General features: G+C 62.0%; 23 protein-coding genes. 8 read left to right on the top strand and 15 right to left on the bottom strand.

The window, feature by feature from the left end; all coding sequences use genetic code 11:
• Position 1 precedes the first annotated feature (1 nt).
• The 11 genes from thrC to coxB all read right to left on the bottom strand — a co-directional run bounded on the left by thrC (position 2) and on the right by coxB (position 11,688).
• On the bottom strand, positions 2-1,417 hold the full coding sequence (gene thrC / locus SMD31_RS05620) for a threonine synthase (protein ID WP_320499818.1): 1,416 nt from the start codon (positions 1,415-1,417) through the stop codon (positions 2-4).
• Positions 1,418-1,561: 144 nt separating this feature from the next.
• Positions 1,562-3,649, bottom strand: a complete 2,088-nt coding sequence (locus SMD31_RS05615) for a sensor histidine kinase (protein ID WP_320499817.1) — start codon at positions 3,647-3,649, stop codon at positions 1,562-1,564.
• A gap of 114 nt (positions 3,650-3,763) precedes the next feature.
• Positions 3,764-5,260, bottom strand: coding sequence for a carboxypeptidase M32 (locus SMD31_RS05610; RefSeq protein ID WP_320499816.1), 1,497 nt, complete (start codon positions 5,258-5,260; stop codon positions 3,764-3,766).
• Positions 5,261-5,265: 5 nt separating this feature from the next.
• Positions 5,266-5,997, bottom strand: coding sequence for an SURF1 family protein (locus SMD31_RS05605; RefSeq protein ID WP_320499815.1), 732 nt, complete (start codon positions 5,995-5,997; stop codon positions 5,266-5,268).
• 10 nt (positions 5,998-6,007) lie between these two features.
• The gene (locus SMD31_RS05600; protein ID WP_320499814.1) at positions 6,008-6,361 is read right to left on the bottom strand and encodes a DUF983 domain-containing protein; all 354 of its coding nucleotides are present in this window, start codon (positions 6,359-6,361) and stop codon (positions 6,008-6,010) included.
• A gap of 35 nt (positions 6,362-6,396) precedes the next feature.
• Positions 6,397-7,209 carry a cytochrome c oxidase subunit 3 gene (locus SMD31_RS05595; RefSeq protein ID WP_320499813.1) on the bottom strand — a complete coding sequence of 271 codons (813 nt, stop codon included), beginning with the start codon at positions 7,207-7,209 and terminating at the stop codon, positions 6,397-6,399.
• Positions 7,210-7,289: 80 nt separating this feature from the next.
• Positions 7,290-7,907, bottom strand: a complete 618-nt coding sequence (locus tag SMD31_RS05590; protein WP_320499812.1) for a cytochrome c oxidase assembly protein — start codon at positions 7,905-7,907, stop codon at positions 7,290-7,292.
• On the bottom strand, positions 7,907-8,041 hold the full coding sequence (locus SMD31_RS05585) for a hypothetical protein (RefSeq protein ID WP_320499811.1): 135 nt from the start codon (positions 8,039-8,041) through the stop codon (positions 7,907-7,909). Before SMD31_RS05585 ends, SMD31_RS05590 begins: the two co-directional genes overlap by 1 nt.
• 2 nt (positions 8,042-8,043) lie before the next feature.
• Positions 8,044-9,018 carry a heme o synthase gene (cyoE, locus tag SMD31_RS05580; protein WP_320499810.1) on the bottom strand — a complete coding sequence of 325 codons (975 nt, stop codon included), beginning with the start codon at positions 9,016-9,018 and terminating at the stop codon, positions 8,044-8,046.
• An 82-nt stretch (positions 9,019-9,100) separates the two neighbouring features.
• A complete protein-coding gene (gene ctaD, locus SMD31_RS05575; RefSeq protein ID WP_320499809.1) occupies positions 9,101-10,726 on the bottom strand; it encodes a cytochrome c oxidase subunit I in 1,626 nt (541 codons plus the stop codon).
• 32 nt (positions 10,727-10,758) lie between these two features.
• Positions 10,759-11,688: a cytochrome c oxidase subunit II gene (gene coxB / locus SMD31_RS05570; protein ID WP_320499808.1), complete on the bottom strand. Its 930-nt coding sequence runs from the start codon at positions 11,686-11,688 to the stop codon at positions 10,759-10,761.
• Between the two features lie 493 nt (positions 11,689-12,181).
• Between coxB and hrcA the strand changes: the two genes are divergently transcribed.
• The 3 genes from hrcA to SMD31_RS05555 all read left to right on the top strand — a co-directional run bounded on the left by hrcA (position 12,182) and on the right by SMD31_RS05555 (position 14,964).
• Positions 12,182-13,276 carry a heat-inducible transcriptional repressor HrcA gene (gene hrcA, locus SMD31_RS05565; protein ID WP_320499807.1) on the top strand — a complete coding sequence of 365 codons (1,095 nt, stop codon included), beginning with the start codon at positions 12,182-12,184 and terminating at the stop codon, positions 13,274-13,276.
• A gap of 41 nt (positions 13,277-13,317) precedes the next feature.
• Positions 13,318-13,911, top strand: a complete 594-nt coding sequence (gene grpE, locus SMD31_RS05560) for a nucleotide exchange factor GrpE (RefSeq protein ID WP_320499806.1) — start codon at positions 13,318-13,320, stop codon at positions 13,909-13,911.
• A 153-nt stretch (positions 13,912-14,064) separates the two neighbouring features.
• Positions 14,065-14,964 carry a DMT family transporter gene (locus tag SMD31_RS05555; protein WP_320499805.1) on the top strand — a complete coding sequence of 300 codons (900 nt, stop codon included), beginning with the start codon at positions 14,065-14,067 and terminating at the stop codon, positions 14,962-14,964.
• Here the strand turns inward: SMD31_RS05555 and SMD31_RS05550 are convergent.
• Positions 14,955-15,881 (bottom strand): LysR family transcriptional regulator, encoded by a 927-nt coding sequence (locus tag SMD31_RS05550; protein WP_320499804.1) that lies wholly within the window; start codon positions 15,879-15,881, stop codon positions 14,955-14,957. The two genes, SMD31_RS05555 and SMD31_RS05550, sit on opposite strands and share 10 nt — an antisense overlap.
• A gap of 140 nt (positions 15,882-16,021) precedes the next feature.
• Here SMD31_RS05550 and SMD31_RS05545 point away from each other — a divergent pair, with 140 nt between their 5' ends.
• Positions 16,022-16,786: an SDR family oxidoreductase gene (locus tag SMD31_RS05545; protein ID WP_320499803.1), complete on the top strand. Its 765-nt coding sequence runs from the start codon at positions 16,022-16,024 to the stop codon at positions 16,784-16,786.
• A 9-nt stretch (positions 16,787-16,795) separates the two neighbouring features.
• Here the strand turns inward: SMD31_RS05545 and SMD31_RS05540 are convergent, their stop codons facing one another.
• A complete protein-coding gene (locus tag SMD31_RS05540) occupies positions 16,796-17,836 on the bottom strand; it encodes a helix-turn-helix domain-containing protein (RefSeq protein ID WP_320499802.1) in 1,041 nt (346 codons plus the stop codon).
• A 427-nt stretch (positions 17,837-18,263) separates the two neighbouring features.
• Here SMD31_RS05540 and SMD31_RS05535 point away from each other — a divergent pair, with 427 nt between their 5' ends.
• From SMD31_RS05535 to SMD31_RS05525, 3 genes are all read left to right on the top strand, one after another.
• A complete protein-coding gene (locus SMD31_RS05535) occupies positions 18,264-18,575 on the top strand; it encodes a hypothetical protein (RefSeq protein WP_320499801.1) in 312 nt (103 codons plus the stop codon).
• Between the two features lie 73 nt (positions 18,576-18,648).
• Positions 18,649-20,352 (top strand): methyl-accepting chemotaxis protein, encoded by a 1,704-nt coding sequence (locus tag SMD31_RS05530; RefSeq protein ID WP_320499800.1) that lies wholly within the window; start codon positions 18,649-18,651, stop codon positions 20,350-20,352.
• A 141-nt stretch (positions 20,353-20,493) separates the two neighbouring features.
• Entirely contained in the window at positions 20,494-21,582 is a 1,089-nt protein-coding gene (locus SMD31_RS05525; protein WP_320499799.1) for a sensor histidine kinase, read from the top strand.
• 13 nt (positions 21,583-21,595) lie between these two features.
• On the opposite strand, the gene SMD31_RS05520 is transcribed toward SMD31_RS05525, so the two are convergent.
• Positions 21,596-22,018, bottom strand: coding sequence for a MarC family protein (locus tag SMD31_RS05520; protein ID WP_320499798.1), 423 nt, complete (start codon positions 22,016-22,018; stop codon positions 21,596-21,598).
• A gap of 44 nt (positions 22,019-22,062) precedes the next feature.
• On the opposite strand from SMD31_RS05520, the gene SMD31_RS05515 reads away from it, so the two are divergent.
• Positions 22,063-22,194: a hypothetical protein gene (locus SMD31_RS05515; RefSeq protein ID WP_320499797.1), complete on the top strand. Its 132-nt coding sequence runs from the start codon at positions 22,063-22,065 to the stop codon at positions 22,192-22,194.
• 152 nt (positions 22,195-22,346) lie between these two features.
• Here SMD31_RS05515 and SMD31_RS05510 read toward each other — a convergent pair whose 3' ends face one another.
• Positions 22,347-23,615 carry a hypothetical protein gene (locus SMD31_RS05510; protein WP_320499796.1) on the bottom strand — a complete coding sequence of 423 codons (1,269 nt, stop codon included), beginning with the start codon at positions 23,613-23,615 and terminating at the stop codon, positions 22,347-22,349.
• Positions 23,616-23,698 lie beyond the last annotated feature (83 nt).

The raw sequence follows: 23,698 nt of genomic DNA, 5'->3' as shown, positions 1-23,698 counted from the left end.
CCTAGCGGTTATGGCCGAGCCGAGTATGGGCAAGGACGTAGTCTTGCACCTTCCCGAGGTCATTGGGTAGCTCCGAAAGCCGTTCCTTGCGCGAAAGGAGGTCCGCAAGGTGTGCCGGCAAAGCAGGGCGAATGCCAGTGGCCTTCTCGACGGCGTCGGGGAACTTGGCCGGATGCGCCGTCGCCAGGGCGATGGTCGGCGTGGCGCTGCCTTTACCGGATATGCGTGCTTCCAGGGCCGCGGCGAGGCCGATCGCCGAATGCGGGTCGACCAGCATGCCGGTGCGCTTGTGGACATCGCGCATGGCGGCCAGCGTCTCGCGGTCGTCGAGCTTATACGCCTTGAAGAGCTTGGCAGTGGCGGCCCAGCCCCTCTTGGGTGCCGCAAAGCTGCCGGTCTCGCGGAAATCGGTCATGGCTTGGCCGAGCTTCTTGCCCTGGCGGTCGAAGAGGTCGAACAGCAGGCGTTCGAGATTGCTGGAAACCTGGATATCCATCGAGGGCGAGAGCGAGGGGGCGACCTTGCTCATCTTCATCGCTCCTGAATTGAAGAAGCGGGTCAGGATGTCATTGCGGTTCGACCCCACGATCAACTGGTCGATCGGCAGGCCCATCGCACGGGCGGCGTAGCCTGCAAAGACATTGCCGAAATTGCCCGATGGCACGGCAAAATTGACGGCGCGGTCCGGGGCGCCCAATGCCAAAGCACCGGTCACGTAATAGACGATCTGCGCCATCACGCGCGCCCAGTTGATCGAATTCACCGCCGACATGTTGACGCGGTCGCGGAATTTCGGGTCATTGAACATGGCCTTGACCATGTCCTGGCAATCGTCGAACGACCCGTCGATGGCGATGTTGTGGATGTTGTCGGCTTCGATCGTCGTCATCTGCCGGCGCTGCACGTCGGAAACGCGGCCCTTGGGGTGCAGGATGAAGATGTCGATCGACTGGCGGTTCTTGCAGGCCTCAAGCGCTGCCGAGCCTGTGTCGCCCGATGTGGCACCCACCACGGTGATGCGCTCGCCGCGCTCTTTGAGCACGATGTCATAGAGCTGGCCGAGGAGCTGCAACGCCACATCCTTGAAGGCCAGTGTCGGGCCGTGGAACAGCTCCATCAGCCACAGGCTTTCATCGACCTGCACCAGGGGTGCGACGGCCTGGTGGCGGAAGGTGCCATAGGCGGCTGCAATGGCCTTGTCCAACTGCGCGGTTTTGAGGCTGCTGCCGATGAAGGGCTTGGTCACCGCGGCGGCCACTTGCTCATAGGGCTTGCCGGCCAGTTTGCGGAACTGCCCGGCGCTCCACTGCGGCCAGGTCTCGGGCACATAGAGCCCGCCATCGCGGGCAAGACCCGTGAGCAGAGCGGCCTCGAAATTGAGCTTGGGCGCCTGGCCGCGGGTGCTGATGTAACGCAAGGGAACCTCGTTAGAAGGAAATGCGGGCTAAATCGGCCTCAAATTAGGAGGGTGAGGGACGCCTGACAAGCAAAGCCCGCACGTTCCTGCGGGCTGGGGCCTTGCGAAATTGTCATGCGGGCCAATCCGCGATGGCAAATGCGGCTAACTCGTTGCCTGCAGGGCGGTTTCCAGCTGGTGCAGGCGCACTTCGGGCAGGGTGAGGGTCACCGTCGTCCCTTCGCCAAGGCCACTTGCGATGCTGATCCGACCGCCATGCATTTCAGCGAGCTTCTGCGAGATGGCGAGGCCGAGGCCGGTTCCCTCTCGCTTGTGGCGGAAATCGGCGTCGGAACCCTGGAAGAAAGGCTCGAAGATGCGGGCCAGGGTCTCCGGCGCCATGCCGATGCCGCGATCCCTGACTGCGATCGCAAGGCCATCGCCTGCCCCTTCCGGCGGCCGGTGGACGCTGACGCTGACCACGCCGCCGGGATGGCTGAATTTGACGGCATTGGAAATGAGGTTGATGAGGATCTGGCGGATGCTGCGCTGGTCGGCAAAGACGCCAAGACCCCGCACCGGATTGTCGATCTCGATGGTCACACCGCGCTTGGCCGCCTGGCGCTCGTTGAGGCGCACGGAGCCAGAGATCAGCGGCACCAACTCGCCCAGCTCCTCGTTGAGTTCGAAGCGCCCGGCCTCGATCTTCGACATGTCGAGGATGTCGTTGATAAGGGTGAGGAGGTGCTGGCCGGATTCGGCAATGTCCTCGATATATTCGCGTTGCTTGGGCGTCAGCGAGCCGAAGGCCTCGGCGCTCAGGACCTCGGCAAAGCCGATGATCGAGTTCATCGGCGTACGCAGTTCGTGGCTCATCGACGCAAGGAAACTCGATTTGGCGCGGTTGGCCTGCTCGGCATGGCGGCGCGCTTCCTGCAATTCATGCTCGCGCTGGGCCAGGGCCAGTTCGCGGCTTTTCAGGACCGTGACGTCGGTCATCATGCCGCGCAGCTCCAGCGAACCGTCGACCTTGCGGTCGATGCGGAAGAGATCGCGGATCCACACCGTCGAGCCGTCGCGATGAATCAGGCGGTATTCCCATTCGTAGTCCTGGTCGGGCTTGAGGTCCCGCCCGGTGATGACTTCCATGCGCGTGCGGTCTTCCGGCGCCATGAAGCCGAACCAGGCCTTGGGCCGGTGCCATTCTGTGACCGAATAGCCGGTCATCGCCTCGATGCGGTCGCTGATGAAACTGTAGGTGATGAATTCCGGTCCCGGCATCGCATAGGGCGAGACTTTGTTGTTGTCGATCAGGATCTTGAGGCGCGATTCATTCTCGGCGATGCGGTCTTGCTGGCGGTCGTGCTCGGACCGCGCCACGGCAACGGCGATGAGGCCCAGTTCGCAGCTAAGTAGAAACATCACCAATGCGGCATGCTCATAGGTGGCGGTGACATGATGGAACAGCACCGCGCCCTGATTGGCGCCGGTTGCCAGCACCAGGGCAAAAGCCAGGGCAGCAAGGCTCGCCCCGCGCCGGCCATAGCGGGTCAGCACATAGAAGACGGCGGGCAGGCCGATGGCGCAGAAGAAGACCAGTTCCCCGATGACGGGGAGGGGTGGCCACAGGGTCAGCCAGACGAACAGGCCAATGGCGAGGAGCGCCCAGCCATATTCGGCGGGGTAGGGTGGGCGCGACTGCACCTGCGTCGTCCAGATCAGCATGAAGGGGGCTGCCGACAGCAGGGCCACGGCATTGGTGGCGAGCAGCAGCAGCGAGCCGGAGACGGGGTCGAGTTCGACCTCGAACAGCGGTGCCAGAAAGGCTGTCGCCACCGCGATGCCGACCGGCACCACCAGGGCCGCAAAGAGCAGGAACTGCCACAAATCGCGCTGGCGACGCAGTCTGAGATCGATCGGCGACCAGCGGGTGAGAGCGACGCTGACCAGTGCTGCACCGGCAAGATCGGCGCACCCGGCCACGATGGCGAGACGCCAATCTTGCTGCAGCAGATATTGCGCCAAGATGGCTGTTCCCAGCAGAAATGGGGCGCTGCGTCGACCAAAGAGCAGCAGCGGCGCCAGCAGGAAGGCCGGCGCCCCCCACAGGACCGGCGCGATGCCTGGCCAGCAATCGGCGATGTTGTAGGCGGTGCGATAGGCGAAGGCGACACTGATCAGCGCCAGCAGCGCCACATAAGGGCGCCGTGCCGGTTCAATCGTTTGCCAAGATCTGCCGCCGCTTTTCTTCATTCATCCCGTCCGGCTGCCATGCTGCCAAGGCGGGACGACTCACTCAAGCGATTAAGTGATTTCCGGAACACCTTACAGATGTAGGTGTGCGCCCCTTTACCAATCGGCCCGATTTTAGGCGGTTCCGAGATATCGCCGCGCCAAATGCTGGCGGAAAATGCCGGCATCGAGGGGGCGGCCGGTCGCGGCCTTGATGATGTCCGGGGAACTGAGACTCGAGGCGCGGGCATGGACATGGGTCCGCAGCCAACCGATGAGGGGCCGGAAATCGCCCTGCTCGATCGCCGCCGGGATGCCGGGCTCGGCGGCGGTCGCCGCCGCAAAGAACTGGGCCGCCGTCATGGCCCCCAGGCTATAGCAGGGGAAATAGCCAAAGGCCCCATCGAACCAATGGATATCCTGCAGGCATCCCTCGCGGTCGTTGGTGACGGTCAGGCCCAGGAGCTGCTGCATCCCCTCGTTCCAGGCGCCCGGCAGATCGACGAGCTTGAGGTCGCCACCAATCAGCGCCTGTTCCAGGCGATAGCGCAGGATGACATGGGCGGGATAGGTCACCTCATCGGCCGAGACGCGGATGAAGCCGGGCTCGACCCTTGTATAGAAGCGGGCGAGGTTTTCCGGCGTGAAGGCGGCCTCGTTGCCGGCATAGGTGGCATTCAGCAGCGGCGACAGGAAGCGGCAGAAGGCGGGGCTGCGCGCCGCCTGCATCTCGATGATCAGCGACTGGCTTTCATGCAATGCCATGCCGCGCGCCTGGCCGACGGGCTGGCGCCGCCACGAAGCGGGCAGGCCGCGCTCATACATGGCATGGCCGGTTTCATGCACAACGCCCATCATGGCGTCGGCGAACTGCGCCTCGTTATAGCGCGTGGTGATGCGCACATCGTCCGGCGTACCGCCGCAGAAGGGATGGAGGGAGGTATCGAGCCGCCCATGGTTGAAGTCGAAGCCGATGACGCCCATCAGCTTCTCGCCGAGCTTTTTCTGCGTTTCGATGCTGAAGGGCCCTTTAGGCTCGACGATCGCCGGCTGGCGCTTCTGATGCTCCAGCACGCGCCCCAGGAATTCCGGCAGGAAGGCCGCGTAATCGTCGAAGATCGGCGTGATGTCGGCAGCGCGGGCGCCGGGCTCAAACTCGTCCATGAGCGCGTCATAGGGCGAGAGGCCGAGCTTTGCTGACTTTGCGGCCGCCGCCTCTCGGGTGAGGTCCAGGACCGTCTGCAACTGGGGGAGAACCAGCTTGAAATCGCCCTTGGGGCGCGCCTCGCGCCAGGTCTTTTCGCAGGCGGCACGCGCCTTGGTGCTGGCTTCGACGAAATCGGGGGTGAGGGCCGTGGCATGGCCATGCACCCGGCGCATCTCCTTGAGATTGGCCCGCTGCCAGTCATCGAGGCCATGATCCTGCGCCTCGGCCAGGAGGTCCGCCGTCTCCGCCGCTGTCAGCAATTCGTGGCTGATGACATTGAGCGTCGCCAGCTGTTCGGCGCGCGATTCATGCCCGCCTTCGGGCATGACCGCCGCCATGTCCCAATGCAGCATGCCGGCCGCTTCGCTCAAGGTTCCCATGCGGTGGAAGCGTTTCTCCAACCGGGCATAGGCGTTGCTGGTCATGGCGTTCACTCCTTCGGCGCGGTTGCTGCCTTGAAGCCATGAATGCCATAGATCACGGCGAGCGCCAAGGCGAGGGCGCCCCAGGTAATGGCATATTGCAGATGATCATTGGGCAACTGGATGCGGGTCTGCCCGCCCAGCGGATAGTTCCCCGGAATCTCCGTCTTCACCGCGTCGAGATAAAGATCGGTGCGGAACGGCAGGCCGCTTGCTTTCGCCATTTCGGCCGGCGCCAGATAGAACCAGCGGTTCTTGTCCGGTTCATTGTCCGGCTGGAACCAGGCTTTGACCTGCGGCAGGCGCAAGATGCCGTCGAAGGATACAGGCCCGGCAAGCTGCCCGCCCATGCGCTGCGCCGGATCCTGGAATCCGTCCGGCACCCAGCCGCGATTGACCAGCACATCGCCACCGCCTTCCTGATGGAACGGCGTCACGATCCAGAAGCCGACATTGCCGTTCTGCGAGCGCGCCGGCATCAGAAATTCGTGGGCATGGTCGAACTGGCCGCTCAAGGCCACGCGGCGGAACTCGACTTCATCCAGCGTGCTGCCCACCGGCGGCAGTGCAATGGGGGCGGCTGTCGTGCGCTCGACCCGCTCGTTGATCAATCCTTCCTTCCAATAGAGGCGCTGCACCTGCCAGACGCAGAGCGCCACCATGAACAGCACGGCGGGGACGGTGAAAAGGGTCGGCCATAGGCCTGGTTTGAACGTGCCGGGTCGGAAGGAGCGTGTCATATGAGGCAATCTATTCGTTACGATGTTCGGCGGCCTGGTGATGGAATTGAAGGGCGATCAGCACGCCCTTCATCGGCCGCAGCAGGCCGATGGCGCCACCCAGGACGACGACCGGCCACAGCAAGATATGGACCCAGATGGGTGGCTCGAGCGCGAATTCCAGCCAAATCGCCAGCGGTGCGACAATGGCACCCAAGATCATGATGATGAAAACGGCCGGCCCGTCGCCGCTATCGGCGCTCTTGAGGTCGGCGCCGCATTGCGGGCAGGTCTCGTTGAGTGACAGTACGCCACGAAAAAGCCTGCCTTGCCCACAGCGCGGGCAACGGCAGGCTAGTCCGGTCAGGACGGGTGAGGGAAGCATCGGCACCCCTCACCCAAACACGACAGCTTCGTTCATCAATAGTTGGAGCCGGAGCCCCAGATATAGACGAAGGTGAACAGGAACAGCCAAACCACGTCGACGAAGTGCCAGTACCAGGCGGCAGCTTCGAAGCCGAAGTGATGGTCTGGTGTGAAGTCGCCCTTGATACCGCGAATGAGGCAGACCAGCAGGAACAGGGTGCCGACGATGACATGGAAGCCGTGGAAGCCGGTCGCCATGTAGAAGGTCGACGAATAGATGCCGTCCTTGAAGGCAAACGGGGCATGCATGTACTCGAAAGCCTGCAGGCTGGTGAAGATGAGGCCGAGGATGACGGTGATGGTCAGGCCCTTGATGAAATCCGCGCGGTTGCCTTCGCGCAGGGCGTGATGCGCCCAGGTCACCGTGCAGCCCGAGAGCAGCAGGATGAGGGTGTTGAGCAGCGGGATTTCCAGCGGGTCAAGGACCTGGACGCCCTTGGGCGGCCAGACGCCGCCGATCGCTTCCTTGGGGAAGAGCGAGGAATCGAAGAACGCCCAGAAGAAGGCGACGAAGAACATCACTTCCGAGGCGATGAAGAGGGCCATGCCATAGCGCAGGCCAATCTGCACGACCGGGTTATGCGCCTTGTCGATCTGCGCCTCGCGCACCACGTCGCGCCACCAGCCATACATCGTGCCAAGGATCATCACCAGGCCCGGGGCAATGGCCCAGAGGGGCAGTTTGTCGTGCATATAGAGCACCATGCCCATGAAGAACACGCCGCCGGCAAGGCTGCCGACCAGCGGCCAGGGGCTCGGGTTGACGAGATGATAGGGATGGTTTGGCTTATGGGCCGCGTCGCTCATGGCTTCTACTCTCTCTTTCAAAACGACCGATCACCCCGGGCAACTTTCCCCTGATCGACCGGATTTCCGCGATAATCTACTTAACTGCCGCTACCTTGGCCAGCTTCCGCCGGCTTGATCTCAGTCTTCGTAACGCTCTCGCCCGCCGCCACATCCGGGTCATTGGGCACCTGGAAGAAGGTGTAGGCCAATGTCACGTCGCGCAGCTTGGTGAGATAGGGGTCTTCCTCGAGCTTGGGGTCGAGGAAGAAGACGACGGGCATTTCCACCCGCTCGCCGGGTTTCAGCACCTGCTTGTCGAAGCAGAAGCACTGCACCTTGACGAAATACTGGCCGAAGATATCCGGCGACACGTTGAAGGTGGCCGATCCAGTGATCGTCCGGTCGGTCGGGTTCTCGGCGATGAACAGCGCCTTGTAGGTGACGCCGGTGCGCACTTCCATCTTGCGGACTTCGGGCTGGAAATGCCACGGCATGCCTTGCCCCAGATCCGTGCTGAAGCTCACCGTCATGTCGCGGGTGCCGACCATGCTCTTGTTCTCGGCCGCGCGCTGCGGTGTGCCACCAAAGCCGGTCGCCTTGCAGAAGAGGTCGTAAAGCGGGACCGAGGCGTAGGCGAGGCCGATCATGCCGGCAACGACGCCGACCAGCATCATCATGGTGTTGCGATTGCGCTGGCTTAAGGTTGGCTTGGCCATCACGCACCACCCATCTTCACGATGGAGACGACGAAAACCAGTACCACGAACAGGACCAGGGCGCCGGCCAATGCCCAGTTGCGCTGCTTCAGGCGCTTCTGGCGCTCGATGTCGATTTTGTTGGCGTCGGTCATGATCAAATACTCCCGCCGATGAGGGCGACCAGGCCCGGAATTAGACCAGGCGCGCGGTCGATCATCAGGACGGCAAAATGCAGGAACAAATAAAGCAGCGAGAAGCCGAACATGCGCTTGGGCCACTTCATGTCGCCGGCCTCGCTCTTGAGGACCCGCACGGCGTGATAGATGAAGCCGAGATTGAGCGCGATGGCGGTTGCGCCATAGATCCAGCCGGCAACGCCAAGATACACGGGGGCAAGCGCAATGGGCGCCAGCAGCAGCGTGTAGACCAGCATCTGCTTCTTGGTAGAGTCCATGCCGGCCACCACCGGCATCATCGGCACGCCGGCCTTGGCGTAATCCGGGTTGCGCCACAAAGCGAGCGCCCAGAAATGCGGCGGCGTCCACATGAAAATCAGCAGAAAGAGGGCGATCGAGGCGATGTCGATGCGGCCGGTGACGGCTGCCCAGCCGATCATCGGCGGGAAAGCGCCCGAGGCGCCGCCGATGACGATGTTCTGCGGCGTGCGGCGCTTCAGCCACATCGTATAGATGACGACATAGAAGAAGATCGTGAACGCCAAAAGGACGGCAGCGGCGAGGTTGACCGCAAGGCCCATCAGCATCACGGAAAAGATCGAGAGGGTGAGGCCAAAGGCCAGGGCCTGTTCCGGCGCCACATAACCCTTGGGGATCGGGCGGCCGCAGGTCCGGCTCATGATGCTGTCGATGTCGCGGTCGTACCACATGTTCATGGCGCCGGAGGCGCCGGCGGCAACGGCGATGCACAGAACGGCGACAGCGCCGATCAGCGGATGAATATGTCCGGGGGCCACATAAAGCCCAGCGAAGCCAGAGAAGACCACCAGCGACATTACCCGCGGCTTCAGCAAGGCCCAGAAATCGCCCACGCGTGCGCCAGCCAGCACCAATTCAGATGCGGCTTCGCTCTCAAGCGACAGGTCGAGCGCGTTGTGGCGCACTTTAGGCATTCGAAAAATTTCCGTCCAAAACCAATCTGGCCAAAAACCAATCGGGCGGCGGAGGATCGCTCCGCCGCCCGCTTCGTAACACTTAGTGGTGCTTGGCCGGCTCGATCACCGGCAGGTCTTCAAAGGTGTGGAACGGCGGCGGCGAGGGCAGCGTCCATTCCAGGGTCGTGGCACCCACGCCCCACGGATTGGCGGCGGCCTTCTTACCGGCGAAGGCCGAATAGAGCGCCATCACCACGAAGAACAAGGTCGAACCGAAGGCGATGAAGGCACCGTACGACGAAACCTCGTTCCAGAAGGCATAGGCGTCCGGATAGTCCGGATAGCGGCGCGGCATGCCGGCCAACCCCAAGAAGTGCTGCGGGAAGAAGGTCAGGTTGACGCCGACGAAGGTCGTCCAGAAGTGCAGATGACCCGCCCAGGCCGGATGCTCGCGCCCCGTGATCTTGCTGATCCAATAGTAATAGGCAGCGAAGATCGAGAAGACCGCACCCAAGCTCAGCACGTAGTGGAAGTGGGCGACGACGTAATAGGTGTCGTGCAGGCTCTGGTCGAGACCGCCATTGGCCAGCACCACGCCCGTCACACCGCCGACGGTGAACAGGAAGATGAAGCCGAAGGCCCAGACCATGGGCACCTTGAACTCGATCGACCCGCCCCACATGGTGGCGATCCACGAGAAGATCTTCACACCCGTCGGCACGGCGATGACCATGGTGGCGGCGGTGAAGTAGGCGCGGGTGTCGACATCAAGGCCCACCGTATACATGTGGTGCGCCCAGACGACGAAGCCGACGAAGCCGATGGCAACCATCGCGTAGGCCATGCCGAGATAGCCGAACACCGGCTTCTTCGAGAAGGTCGAGACGATCTGGCTGATGATGCCGAAGCCCGGGAGGATGAGAATGTACACTTCCGGATGGCCGAAGAACCAGAACAGGTGCTGGAAGAGGATCGGATCACCGCCCTGGTCCGGCTTGAAGAAGGCCGTGCCGAAATTGCGGTCGGTGAGCAGCATGGTGATGGCGCCACCGAAGACGGGCAGCGACAGCAGCAGCAGGAAGGCCGTCACCAGCACCGACCACACGAACAGCGGCATGCGGTGCAGCGTCATGCCGGGTGCGCGCATGTTGAAGATGGTGGTGATGAAGTTGATGGCGCCCAGGATCGACGAGGCACCGGCAAGGTGCATCGAGAAGATGGCCATGTCGACCGCCATGCCCGGCTGGCCTTCATCGGAGAGCGGCGGATAGAGCGTCCAGCCGCCACCGACGCCGCCATCGACGAAGGACGAGCCGACGAGAAGGGCGATCGAGGGGATCAGCAGCCAGAAGCTGATGTTGTTCATGCGCGGGAACGCCATGTCGGGCGCACCGATCATGAGTGGCACGAACCAGTTGCCGAAACCGCCGATGAGGGCCGGCATGACCGTGAAGAAGATCATGATCAGCGCGTGGGCCGTGATGAAGACGTTCCAACGCTGGCCGTCGACCTGGGCGTCGGTGCCGAAAATCTGGATGCCGGGATGCATCAGCTCGGCGCGCATATAGACCGAGAAGAGGCCGCCGATGAGACCGGCGCAGATCGCGAAGATAAGGTACATCGTGCCGATGTCCTTATGGTTCGTCGAGAACAGGTAGCGGCCCAGACCGGTCGGATGATGGTCGTGATGGGCTTCTTCGTGATGGTGTGTACTGACGGGGCTCATGGCTCTTGTCCCTACTCGGATTAGCTATGTTCTCAATTGGCCGGCTGGGTGGCGACCGGGGCTGCGATCGCGACGTCGGTCGGATTGCTGCCCGGGGCGGTGACCCCGTCTACCTTGGCGAATTTCTTCTGTGCTTCGGCGATCCAGGCCTGGAATTCTGCCTCCGGCACAGCGCGCACCTTGATCGGCATGAAGGCATGGGCGGTGCCGCACAGTTCCGAGCACTGGCCGTAATAGATGCCGGGCTTGTCGGCATCGACGTTGAACCAGCTTTCGTTCACCCGACCCGGCACGGCGTCGTGCTTGATGCCGAAGCTGGGCACGGTCCAGGAATGGATCACGTCGGTCGAGGTGATCTGGATGCGGATGTTCTTGCCGACGGGAACGACCACTTCGTTGTCGGTCTCCAGCAGGCGCAACTGGCCCGGCTTCAGATCGGCGGTCTGGATCATGTTGGCGTCGAAGGTGAAGTTGCCATTGTCCGGATACTCGTAGGACCAGTACCACTGGTGGCCGATCGCCTTGATGGTGAGGTCGGTCTTGGGCAAATCGAGCTGCTTGTAGAGCAGCTTGAAGCTGGGGATCGAAATGACGATCAGGATCAGGATGGGGATGACCGTCCAGGCGATCTCGAGACCGGTATGATGCGTCGTCTTTGACGGCACCGGGTTCTTCGAGGCGCGGAAACGGAACATGATATAGAGCAGCAGCAGCATCACGAAGACCGTGATGATGGTGATGATCGGCAGCAGGATCATGTTGTGGAAATGATGGCTGTCGGCGGCGATCGAGGTCGCTGCTTCCTGCATGCCAAGCTGCTCGGGCTTCGCAGCGCCGATGACGGCTTCCTGGGCAAGGGCCGAACCGGCACCTCCCAGCATGGTGGTGCCCAGCAGAGCCGAGGCAATCGTCAGACGGGTTCCAGTGGCGGACACCCAGTCGTTCATGCGCGTGAGAAACATATCGGTCCCATCCGTTGTGGCTAGGGTGTTGGGATTATTATCCTTGAAGCTGGATTTGGTCCCGACAACCCTGGCATGATCAATCTCGCGATCAAAGGCGGCCGACCCCCGGCTACCCCCGCATCGCGCATCCCCTACAAGATTTCGTGCTCCGGAATCCAGTATGCTGGAAATACACCGGAAGCAGGTTGAAACTACACGGGGTCTTGATCTAGCTCAAGCTTCGCCAGGGGTAAGATGTCGCAGGAAGTGCCTGAAAGAAGACGCTGAAATCCCCCGGAGCGACGCGTAACGCCAAAACCCTGGGCCGAATGCGGCAATACGCCGCAATTTACGCTGCGGTTGCGCATCCCAGGTTTGGTTAATATTCGTTAACGCTTGATTCCAACGCGTCGGGGATTTGCTGCCGGAACATTGAGCCTGCATAATGGTAAACTCTGTTGAACCTGGTCGCAGGGCCGCATAGATAGAGTCGGAAACCTTTGGCAACGCCATGCAATATAAACCAAATTCCGCTCTGACGTCCGTCCAGCACCGACCGGTGCTGAGCGAAATGTCGGCCCGCTCGCGCGATATCTTTCGCACCATCGTCGAGGCTTATGTCGAAACCGGCGAGCCGGTGGGGTCGCGGACCCTCTCGCGCCGCCTTGGACAGCTGGCCGGCGGGCAATTGTCGCCGGCGACGATTCGCAACGTCATGGCCGATCTCGAGGAATTGGGCCTTCTGTTCGCCCCCCACACGTCGGCGGGGCGCCTGCCGACCGATCTCGGCCTGCGGCTCTTCGTCGATGGCCTGATGGAAACCGGCGGCCTCACCGAGGACGACCGCGCCTCGATCGATGGACAATGCGCGGCGAGTGGCCGCTCGCTTCCCGAAGTGCTCGATCAGGCGACCTTGATGCTCTCGGGCCTCTCGCGCTGCGCTGGCATGGTCCTGGCACCCAAGACCGACAGGCCCTTGAAACATATCGAATTTGTTCATCTGGGGCCTGGTCGCGCGCTGGTCGTCATGGTGACCGAGGGCGGCATGGTCGAGAATCGAATCATCGACGTACCGCTGGGCCTGCCGTCATCGGCGCTGGTCGAAGCGACCAACTACCTCACCACCCGCCTCTCGGGCCGCACGCTTGTCATGGGGCGCGACCAGATTCTGGGGGAACTCGAAGGTGAGCGCGCGGTTCTCGATGAGCTTGCCAAGAAGGTGGTTGCGGCAGGTCTCGCCTCCTGGTCGCGGGAGGATAACACCGGGGCCCTCATCGTGCGCGGGCAGGCGCATCTCCTTGAGGACGTGACCGGAATCGGCGATTTGGAGCGCCTGCGCTCGCTTTTTGCCGCCCTTGAAACCAAGGAGCAGTTGCTTAAATTGGTCGAAGCGGCGGAAGTGGCCGATGGCGTGCAGATCTATATCGGCGCCGAAAACGACCTCTTCGGCCTCGCTGGCTGCTCGGCCGTGATTTCACCCTATCGCGACAGCCAGCGACGGCTGATCGGCGCCATCGGGGTCATCGGCCCCAGCCGCATTAATTATGCGCGCATCATCCCCATGGTGGATTATACCGCCAAGGTCATCGGCCGAATCCTCGGCTGATCCACCCATTTGTTTTCGTGATTTAGGAGTTCGACGTCGTCATGACGGGTTCAGAAGAAAAAGACTTTGTGGAAAATCCCGTCAGCGGGAGCGATGAGGGTGCGGCCGCACCGGAAGGTGCGGTGGACCTTGCCGCACTCCAGGCCGACTACCTCGCCATGAAGGACCAGCTGCTGCGCGCGGTGGCGGAAACCGAGAACACGCGCCGGCGCCTCACCCGCGAACGCGACGAGACGGCGAAGTACGCCGCCTCGACCTTCGCCAAGGAAATGCTCGACGTCGCCGACAATCTGCACCGGGCGCTGGCGGCCATTCCGGCCGACGCACTGGCCGGCGATGGGGCGCTGAAATCGCTCCATGACGGCGTCTCGGCGACCGAGCGCCAGTTGGATGCCGCCTTTACCCGCCAGCATATCAAGCGCATCTGGCCGGAAGGCGAGAAGTTCGACAGCAACCTGCACCAGGCAATGTTCGAGGTACCGGGGACGGCGCATCCCTCCGGTACCGTCGTCCAGGTGCTGCAGGCCGGCTATGTCATGCATGACCGCCTGCTGCGCCCGGCCCTGGTCGGCGTCGCCAAGGGCGACCCGAAACCGGCCGGCGATGCCAACGGCCATGTCGATACGGTTGCGTAACACCCGTCACTAAGGCCCCCACCCCAACCCCTCCCCCTGAAGGGAGAGGGGCTTTGGGGCCGAGTTTGGATCGATACCTCGCTTTGAAACCCTCTCCCTTCAGGGGGAGGGTAGGGAGGGGGGATTTCACCCTCACTTTCGCCCAAGAACGCCATGCCCGCCGCCCAACGTCTGCTTGCCCTTCGGCTCCTGCTTTCGACCGGCATCCTGCTGGGGCTGAACGCGCCATTGGGCAAGTTGGGGCGCGAGAGCGGCATTTCGGCGGCCGGCTGGTCTTTCGCCATCGCCGCCGGCGGTGCCTTGGTGCTGCTTGCCGTCATTCTGCTGCGACGCCAGCCTGTGCATCTCAACAGGCGCCATTTGCGCTATTACGTCGGCACGGCGCTGCTCTCCTACGTCATTCCCAATCTCGTCATCTATGCGGCGATTCCGCATCTGGGTGCCGGCATGGCGGCGATCTATTTCACGCTATCGCCGATCATGACGCTCACCTTCTCGATCGTGCTGGGTACGAAGCGCCCGGGCGCACTCGGCGTCTTCGGCATCCTCCTCGGCTGCGTCGGCGCGCTCATCGTCGTCTTCTCGAAGGGGCAGGTGGGCCGCCCGGCTGATCTCGCCTGGGCGCTGGGCGCCCTTGTCATTCCCTTGAGCCTTGCCGCCGGCAATATCTATCGCACGGTCGACTGGCCCGAAGGCGGCGCCCCCCTCGTGCTTGCCATGGGCAGCAACGCGGCAGCGGCGCTGTTTCTCATCGCGGCAGCGCTGCTCTTCGACGGCGGATTGCCTTTCGCAGCACTCGCCAACGCACCCGGTCTGGTCGTGGCGCAAATTGCCATCGCGGCGCTGATGTTTGCACTCTTCTTCCGCCTGCAGGTGGCAGGCGGTCCGGTCTATTTAAGCCAGATCGGCTATGTCGCGGCGGGTACCGCGCTGATTATCGGCACGTTCTTTTTGGGCGAGCATTACGGCATCGCCACCTGGGGCGGGGCACTGGTCATCGTCGCGGGTGTCGTTGCCACGACCCTTGATGGCGGGCCGAAGACTCAACGATAAGGCAGCAGGTCCCGGTCCCAGGGCGGCGTGCCCTTGAAGGCGGCACCCAGGAAGTCGAGCATCACGCGCACCTTGGCGCTGACATGGCGGCGGCTGGGATAGAGTGCCAGCAGATCGGTGTCGCTGATCTGATAGTCCGGCAGCAGCCGCACCAGCCGCCCGGCGCGGATGTCCTCGCCCACCAGAAAGGCCGCCGGCCGGATGATGCCATGCCCGGCAAGCGCTGCCGCACGCAAGGTCTCGCCGTTATTGGTGTGGAAGGGGCAGGTGATGCGGACGCGCTGGGCCTTTCCGTCCGGCCCGGTGAAATGCCATTCGTCCCCGGTGGCGGCGTAGGAAAAGCCGAGGCAGGTGTGCTCTCTCAGATCCTGCGGTGTCTTGGGCATCCCGCGCCCCTTGAGATAGGCCGGCGCCGCGCAGACCAGGTTGCGCGAGGTCGCGAGCTTCTTTGCCACCAGATTGGCCGGGCTCACGGCCTGCGAAACGCGGATGGTAAGGTCGTAGCCTTCCTCCACCATGTCGACGACGCGGTCGATGAGATCGATGTCGAGGTTGATCTCGGGATACTTCTTCATGAAGACGGGCCAGAGCGGGCTGAGATGCTTGATGCCGAAGGTGACGCCGGCATTGATGCGGAGGCGCCCCCGTGGGTTGAGGCCGGTGTGGGAGGCGATCGCCTCTGCCTCCGCCACATCGTCGAGGATCGCCCGGCAGCGCTCATAAAGCGCCGTGCCGCTTTCGGTCAGCGACAATTTCCGCGACGAGCGGTTGAGGAGGCGGGTGGCGAGATGCCCCTCCAGCTCGTTTACATAGCGCGTCACGTTGGCGGGCGAGGTGTCGAGCGCGTCGGCTGCCTTGATGAAGCTGCCCTTCGCCACCACGGTCGCAAAAACCTCGAAGGCGCGCAGGCGGTCCATCGGTTCTGCTCATTATTCATAAAAGCTGAATAATATGACCATCTTCGCTGCCTTCATTCAAGATCGATTTGCGCCTAGCTTCCTTCTCATCAGGCGAGGGACATCGGGTCCCGCCGACAAGACAAACAGGAAGGTGCGTCATGGATCGTCTCAAAGGGAAAGTCGCCATCATCACGGGTGCGAGCTCCGGCATCGGCCGCGAAACGGCCAAGCTGTTCGCTGCCGAAGGCGCCAAGGTCGTCGTCGGCGCCCGCCGCCAGGGGGAACTCGACAGTCTGGTTGCCGAGATCAAGGCCGCCGGCGGTGCAGCCGTTGCGGTCGCTGGTGACGTCGCCTCGGAAAGCTATCAGCAGGCGCTGGTCGCCGCCGCCGAGACGCATTTCGGCGGCCTCGACATCGCCTTCAACAATGCCGGCACGCTTGGCCCGGTCGGCCCCAGTCACGAGGTAACCGAGGCGGACTTCAACAATGCCATCGCCGTCAACCTCACCGGCTCGTTCCTTGCCGCCAAGCATCAGATTCCGGCGATGGAAAAGCGCGGCGGCGGTTCGGTACTCTTCACCTCGACCTTCGTAGGTTACAGCGCGTCGTTCCCCGGCATGGCGGCCTATTCCGCCAGCAAATCCGGTCTCATCGGCCTCACCCAGGCGCTGGCCACGGAATATGGCGCCAAGAACATTCGGGTGAACTCGATCCTTCCCGGTGCTGTCGACACGCCGATGTACCGTGAGAAGAACAGCACCGAGGCCGAGCAGACCTATCTCAAAGGCCTTCATGCGCTGAAGCGCGAAGGCAAGCCCCAGGAACTGGCACGGGCGGCACTGTTCCTTGTCTCGGACGATGCCAGCTTCGTCACCGGGACGGCCTCACTGGTTGATGGCGGTCTCTCCATCAATCGGGCCTAAAGAGCACGTTTACGCCATCTCTGCCTTGGGCTTGGGCGCCGCCGGTGTCGGCCGCGTCGGGCCCGGTTTGCCTTCGAAGGCGCTGCGGTATTGTCGCGGCGTCTTCTGATAGGTGGCTCGAAACAGCCGGCTGAAATGTGCCTGGCTGGTGAAGCCCGCACCCAGCGCGATTTCGCCAATCTGGCGCCGCGCCGCGCCCCGATCCTCCAATTGCCGGCGACAGCGATCGAGCCGCCGCTGGCGCAGGAAATCGCTGAATGTTGTGCCGTCGGCGCGAAACAGCATGGCGAGGTATCGCGTGCTGATGCGGTATTTGGCAGCCACCGTTTCCACACGCAGCAGCGGCTCGTGCAGGTTTTCCTCGATGAAATCCTTGATCCGGCGCAGCAGGTTGGCGCGATAGGGCGACGGGTTGGGCCGACTGTCGATGACATCGGCCAGGGCGATGCCAAGCAGATCGACCGCATGGCCCGCAATGCGGAGCGACGTCGGCGGGTGCAAGGCGGCAGTGCCGGTGGTGCTGAAAAGATTGTTGAAGAAGCTTAGCGTAATCGGTTGCATCGGCTGGCTGGCGGGCAGTTTGATGCCGGCAAAGTCCGCGCTTTGCGGCAATCTTTCCGCGACCGACTGCCGCGGCAGGTTGAGCGCCAGAACAAGGATCTGCTCCGGAATATGGTAGTCGAACGGCTCCTGCAGATCGATCATCGCAATGTCGTGGCGTGATAGGGAAAAAGCGCGCTGGCCCTGCCGCAATTCGACATACCCGTCCAAATTGATCAGCAGCAGGCAACGCTCCTCCTCACCCATCAATGCAGTGGACGGCAATTTCCGGGCGCGATGCGCCGTCATGCTGGCCTTTATCACCATCATGTCATGGAGTGGGTGCGCCTCCAGTGCGGCATGAAACGATCGCTCGGGTGACAGCTCGATCGCCATGGCGAGGTGGACCTCGGCGAGGCTCGCCTGCCAATAGGCGCGGCGCCGCGGCGGCGGCACATCGTCGGTCGAGAAGGTAATCGACCGAGGAGGCCCATTATGTCGTAACGGCATCAGCGCGGTCCCAAAGACTGATGGCCCCGCCATCTGTCATGGAACGGCCACATCGGCCGATTCAGTCGCCCAAATCTGTTCTTGTCCGGCATGCCGCGGTGCAGCCTCAAATAACGCCGTGCGCCACACCCATGTGACCACAATCCTGTCTGGGGCATTTTCGAACAGGCCAGTGGCGACGGTTTGACGTGGGAAGAAGTAAATTTTGACCGTAGAAGAACAATCATGCCGTGCATCGTCGTTCCCAGTACTCAATCAATAAAGAATTAATAAATGAGGACGATTTTCTTATGCACGGATAATGTTCCCAAGTTTTCAATACTTGGCACTGGCGCTGTTGATTCGCCTGAGCTGGATCCGTCGTGGGTCGCCGACGTTACGGCGGGGCGGGTAACCGGCTGGGGGGCCGATGCATACGCGATTGAAAATGCGTCGAAATGCGGTGTTGGCAGCGCGCAGCGAACAATTGGCCGCTGCCGCAGAACGGGCGATTGACGATCTCAACGATTTCGCAGTGGCGGGCGATGCGCCGCACCTTTCGGCCCTCGCCGTTGCCTACAGCCGCGCCATCGACGATCTGCGCTACGCCATTCGCGCCGGCACCGATCTGCCGCCAGTCCTTTTTCAGTTCGAGGCCATCGGCCGTGACATCGTGGCCGCATTGGCAGATCTGCAGTCCCTGATCGCAGCGCGAGGGGAAAGCCCGCCTGCGTCCAGGTCTCCGTCATCACAGGTTTAGCCGTTCCGTCCATTCACAGCGTGGCCGGGGCAAGAAGCATCCGGCCGTCGGCGATCCAGGAGGCGCCGTAACCATGAAACTCAGCAACTGGAAGATGCGTTCGAAACTGATTCTGTTGGTCGGCGTGATGGCCGTCATTATCGGAACCGTGGCCGGTGTGGGTGTCACTTATCTCCGCAGCGCCGCGACCGATCTCAATAACGTAACGGTGAACGGAGTTGAAGGCCTTACCAGCGCCCGGCTCAATCAGAACGTCATCGCCCTCAACCGGACAGAATATAACCTGGCGCTGGACCCATCTGAGAAAGGCATAGAGGCGCGCTTGAAGCGCGTTGCCGAGGAGCGCCAACTTTTTGCCGAGCGCTTGGCGAAACTGCGTGGTACCGCGGGTGAAAACCGCAACAAGCTTCTCGACGAAGTCGAGGCAAGCTTCGCCGACTACAATGCGGGGCTCGAAAGCACATTCGCCCTCGCTAAGCAGATCGGGGCCAGCGTGCAATTGGGCCAGGCGCAGCAAGCCCTCATAGATCAGTTGACAGCGACACGCCCTAAAGCCGACCAGCTGCAGAAAACCGTCCGTGCCTATTCCGATTACGTCAGCAAGCAGGCGGAAGAGACCTCTGCCCAGGCTGCAGCCGACGCGGCCTTTGCCCAGACGCTCATGATCGTGGTGGCGGTCGCTGGTGTCGTGGGTGGTCTCGCTTTCGGCTATCTGCTGGCCACGATCGGCATCAGCAAGCCGCTCAGCGGGTCAATCGATAACCTCAATCGCCTGTCACAGGGCGATCTGACCATCGACATCACCGGCGGTACCCGCGGCGATGAGATCGGCGACATTGCCCGGGCGCTCCAGGTCTTCAAGGACACGGCGACGGCCGCCGAGGCGCTTCGCGCCGAACAGGCCGAGGAACAGCGTGCCAAGGAACGCCGCCAGGCGGTGGTCGACGGCCTGATCCGCACCTTCGACGACACCATGGCGAGCGAGCTCAGCCAATTGACCTCCGCCTCGACCGAGTTGCAGGCGACGGCGCAGAGCATGTCCTCGACAGCCGAGGAAACCAGCCGGCAGGCGACCGCCGTCGCTGCCGCCTCCGAGCAGGCTTCTGCCAATGTGCAGACGGTGGCTGCCGCCGCCGACGAATTGTCGGCCTCGGTCGCCGAAATCAGCCGTCAGGTCGAGCAATCGACCCAGATCGCGGGGAGGGCCGTGGCCGATGCCGAGCGCACCGACGCCGCCGTCCGTATTCTTGCGGAAGCGGCGCAGAAGATCGGTGCGGTCGTTGGCCTCATCAACGAGATCGCCAGCCAGACCAACCTGCTGGCCCTCAACGCCACCATCGAGGCAGCACGCGCGGGCGAGGCCGGCAAGGGTTTTGCGGTCGTGGCATCGGAGGTGAAGAACCTCGCGACGCAGACCGCAAAAGCGACCGACGACATCAGCGCCCAGATCAGCGGCATGCAGGCCAGCACGGACGAGGCGGTGGGTGCCATCAAAGGCATCTCCAACATCATCGGCCAGATGAGCGAGATCACGACGACCATTGCCTCGGCGGTGCAGGAGCAGGGGGCAGCGACACAGGAAATCGCCCGCAACGTGCAGCAGGCGGCACAAGGCACGCAGGATGTCTCGACCAATATCGGCGGTGTCACCCAGGCCGCCGGGGAGACGGGTGCCGCGTCCAGCCAGGTGCTTGGTACAGCCTCGTCGCTCTCGCGCCAGGCCGATACCCTGCGTCAGTCGGTGACGCAGTTCCTGGACGGCGTGCGATCAGCTTAATGGGGGAGTGTGGAGTAGGGGCGCGCTCGACTGCGCGCTCCTACTTGTTCTTTTATCCGACTTTCGGTTGGAAAGGTCGCGCCTGTTTCTGACGCCAATACCTGCTATAACGCGCCATACTTGAAGCAAGGCGGGTTGGGCATGACAGGCGACGAAGCGGACGCGGCGCAGCATGCACAATTGCTCGACACACCGGATCTGGCCGGAGCTCTTGGCAGTGACCAGTTCAAGCAGTTCCTTGATCACATGCCCTTTGCCATCGCCGTGGCAACCTTGCAGGGCCCGGAGGTCATTACCTACGCCAATATGGAATTTGAACGGCTGATCGGCAAGACGGCGGCCGAAATCGTGGGCCAACCATGGAGTGTCCTGCCAGGCGATGCCGTCGCCACTTTAGACGGGCGGGGCCTGAGTGATGCGATCAGAGGCGACGAGGATTTTGTCGGCGCCTTCGAGATCAATATGCAAGACAACGCCGTCCAGATCGACGCCTGGTCCAACATCATCCAGGACGAGGACGGGAGAGCGGCCTTTCGGCTTGTGGCGCTGGCCGAAGTCAATCGCAGCAGCCAGTCCGAGCATGAAGAGCTGCAAAAGCGGATCGCTGCCAAGGACACGCAACTTCTTGAACTGCAGCATCGGGTCAAGAACAACCTGCAGATGATCACGGCGCTCATCCGGCTGGAGGCCCGCAGCATCCATGGTGACGAGACCGGCAAGAAGTTCGAGCGGCTCGCCGGCCGCGTCGATTCCCTGGCCCTGCTCTATCGCTCACTCTCCAGCGAAGGCCAAGGCGACAGCGTCGATCTCGGGATCTATCTCAGCCAGATCGCTACGGCGGTGATGTCAGCCCATGCCGTCGAAGGCATTCGCCTCGACCTCAAGGTCGACACCTGGCCGGTATCGGTCAATGTCGCCATGCCAGCCGGGCTGGTGGTCAACGAACTCCTCACCAATGCCCTCAAACATGCCTTTGTCGGCCGCGACGGCGGTACCATCAAGCTGCACAGCCTGGTCAACGATAAGGGCTGCCAGGTCACCATCGCCGATGATGGCATTGGCCTCAGCGACGGCGTCGTCTGGCCCAAGCCCGGCAAGCTCAGCGCCCTCATCGTCCAGTCCCTGCGCCAGAACGCCAGGGCCAGTGTCGACATCCTCTCCATCCCCGGCAAAGGCGTCGCCGTCACGCTGCTCTTTGCCCGTGCCAGCGCCGCTCCGGTCGCGGCCTAGGCTCTTCGCCTTATCAAGGTGCGTTATTAACGGCAGGCGGCGGGAAACTTGCCGGCCAGAAATCGGGATCGTGCAGCAGGTCCTGGATGCCGTTGATGACGAATTGCACGCCGATGCAGACCATCAGGAAGCCCATGATGCGCGACATGGCGGCGATGCCGTTGGCGCCCAGCACTCGATTGAGGAGGCCGGCGGCGCGCAGGCAAAACCAGATGATGATGGCGGTGATGACGATGCCGATCGAGATCACGACATAGGTCATCGTCGTGGAGAGGGCGCCCGATTGCTGCACCGTGGTCGACATGGTGATGACCAGGGCGATCGATCCTGGCCCGGAAAGGCCCGGCATGGCCAAGGGCGTGAACGAGATATCCATCTTCTGCCGCGCTTCGATATCGGAATCCGTATCGAGCGCATTCTCCTGCGGGAACAGCATGCGGAAGCCGAGGAAGGCTGGATGTCTCGACCAATGTCGGTGGCGTGACGCAAGCGGCCGGCGAAACCGGTGCCGCGTCCAGCCAGGTGCTCGGCACGGCCTCGTCACTCTCGCGCCGGGCCGACACCCCGCGGCAACCGGTGACGCAGTTCCTCGAAGGCGTAAGGCCGGCGTAAAGGACTTCAGCGGGGAGTGCAAACGGCGGCGCGACGATCTCTCGTGTCGCCGCTCTTTTACTGGAACGAGCATCACCCGGAGGATGACAAATTGTATTCCCTTGCCCTCCAAGGATGCTTAGGCAACCGCAAGGCGCGACAGCAGAGCGGGACTACCCAAAAAATTGTGTCCAACCGAACTTTGCGCGTGTTCCTAACGCTGCGAGATTAAGAGCAACCATTTGGACGCCTGTTGCGAATGAGTTGACGTTCATCCCGCTTAGAATGACGTGCCCATAGTAGGCATCCTGATCAATAGACAATGATTCAGGCGTTAGACACAATTCACGCTGATGATCGCCGATTGGATAGTAGGGATGAACTCTCGGGTCTTTGGCGGCTTCGAGTCTTTTCGCCATCAGCTTGTTAGTCTCGGTCGCCCACCTAGGCCATAGGGGCAGAGCATTCATGCAGCAATCGAGGAGGGCCTCCGAATAGGCTGTATTCTCGGTCCCACCATAATCCATGACCTCCCAATGTGCGCCGAATGGGAAGAACCTGTTTACGTAATAGCATTGTTTCGATTTGCCGGCCTCCCAATGGGGTTTGCTGAGTTTATTTACTCTCATGCGTTCTTGATGCGATGTGCTTAGTTTTATGCGATCCCGATAAGTCAGCTTGGATAGGTCGATTGAAGGCGGAACGATCTTGCCAGGCTCGGAATACGTCGCGATGGTCAAATCAGGCAACCGAAAACTGAATGTGTGTGCCTTATCTTCGCGGCGGTATGTGAGCTTTATTTCACCTCCAAGCCCGACCTGCCCCTTTGCGCTATGCCCGCTACTTTCTAAGGACAGTGTTGCGCCGTCTGCATCGTTGACCATGAACTGCTCTGAGGTGTCCAGCGGAAAGTCGGCGCCATTAAGCTGGCCACCTTCAGGTCGCCACTTCGATGGTTGTCTATCGGCGTCCAACCCAAAGAACGGCACCCTTCGAGGATAGAAATAGCTGGTCTTCTTTAGGAACTGCACTTCTCCAACACGGCGCAGAAGCTCGGAATGCCATTTGCCGTTGTGCCAGCCGCCAATAGTCGCCACTTCACGAGCGCGCCGCATATGATGGCCGATCCCGCCTGGCGCGGTAATTCCGCTCATTGCAACTTCGACTATCGCTCTGTCGATCTGGCGCCAGAGGCTGTAAGCGGGAAACAGAGATGATCCAGTCTGGGCAAGCTTCCACAGCGCAGCAGACTTGTTGTGGTCAATTCTCCATACGAAACTTGCAATTGTTTCTCGCGGAGCATCTTCCCAGTTGAGCATCAGGCCAAAATTTGGATGTGGATTCGGATAGAGGATTTCGCCCGTATCGATTAGCAATGGATAGGTTACATCGTGATACTCATAGTCGAATCGTAGCGTGAATTTCTCGTTCAGCTTGATCACGACTCGACTCGGGTAGTTGAAGTCGTGTGCGCCTTCCCTCGCCAACCCCCTGAATACAATTCGCTCTCGTGTCTTAAAATGGG

Origin of the sequence: Dongia rigui, assembly GCF_034044635.1 — a bacterium.
In the GTDB taxonomy this organism is placed as follows: domain Bacteria; phylum Pseudomonadota; class Alphaproteobacteria; order Dongiales; family Dongiaceae; genus Dongia; species Dongia rigui.
The sequence above is the reverse complement of the archived record's forward strand: the minus strand, read 5'-3'. Positions and strand labels throughout refer to the sequence as shown.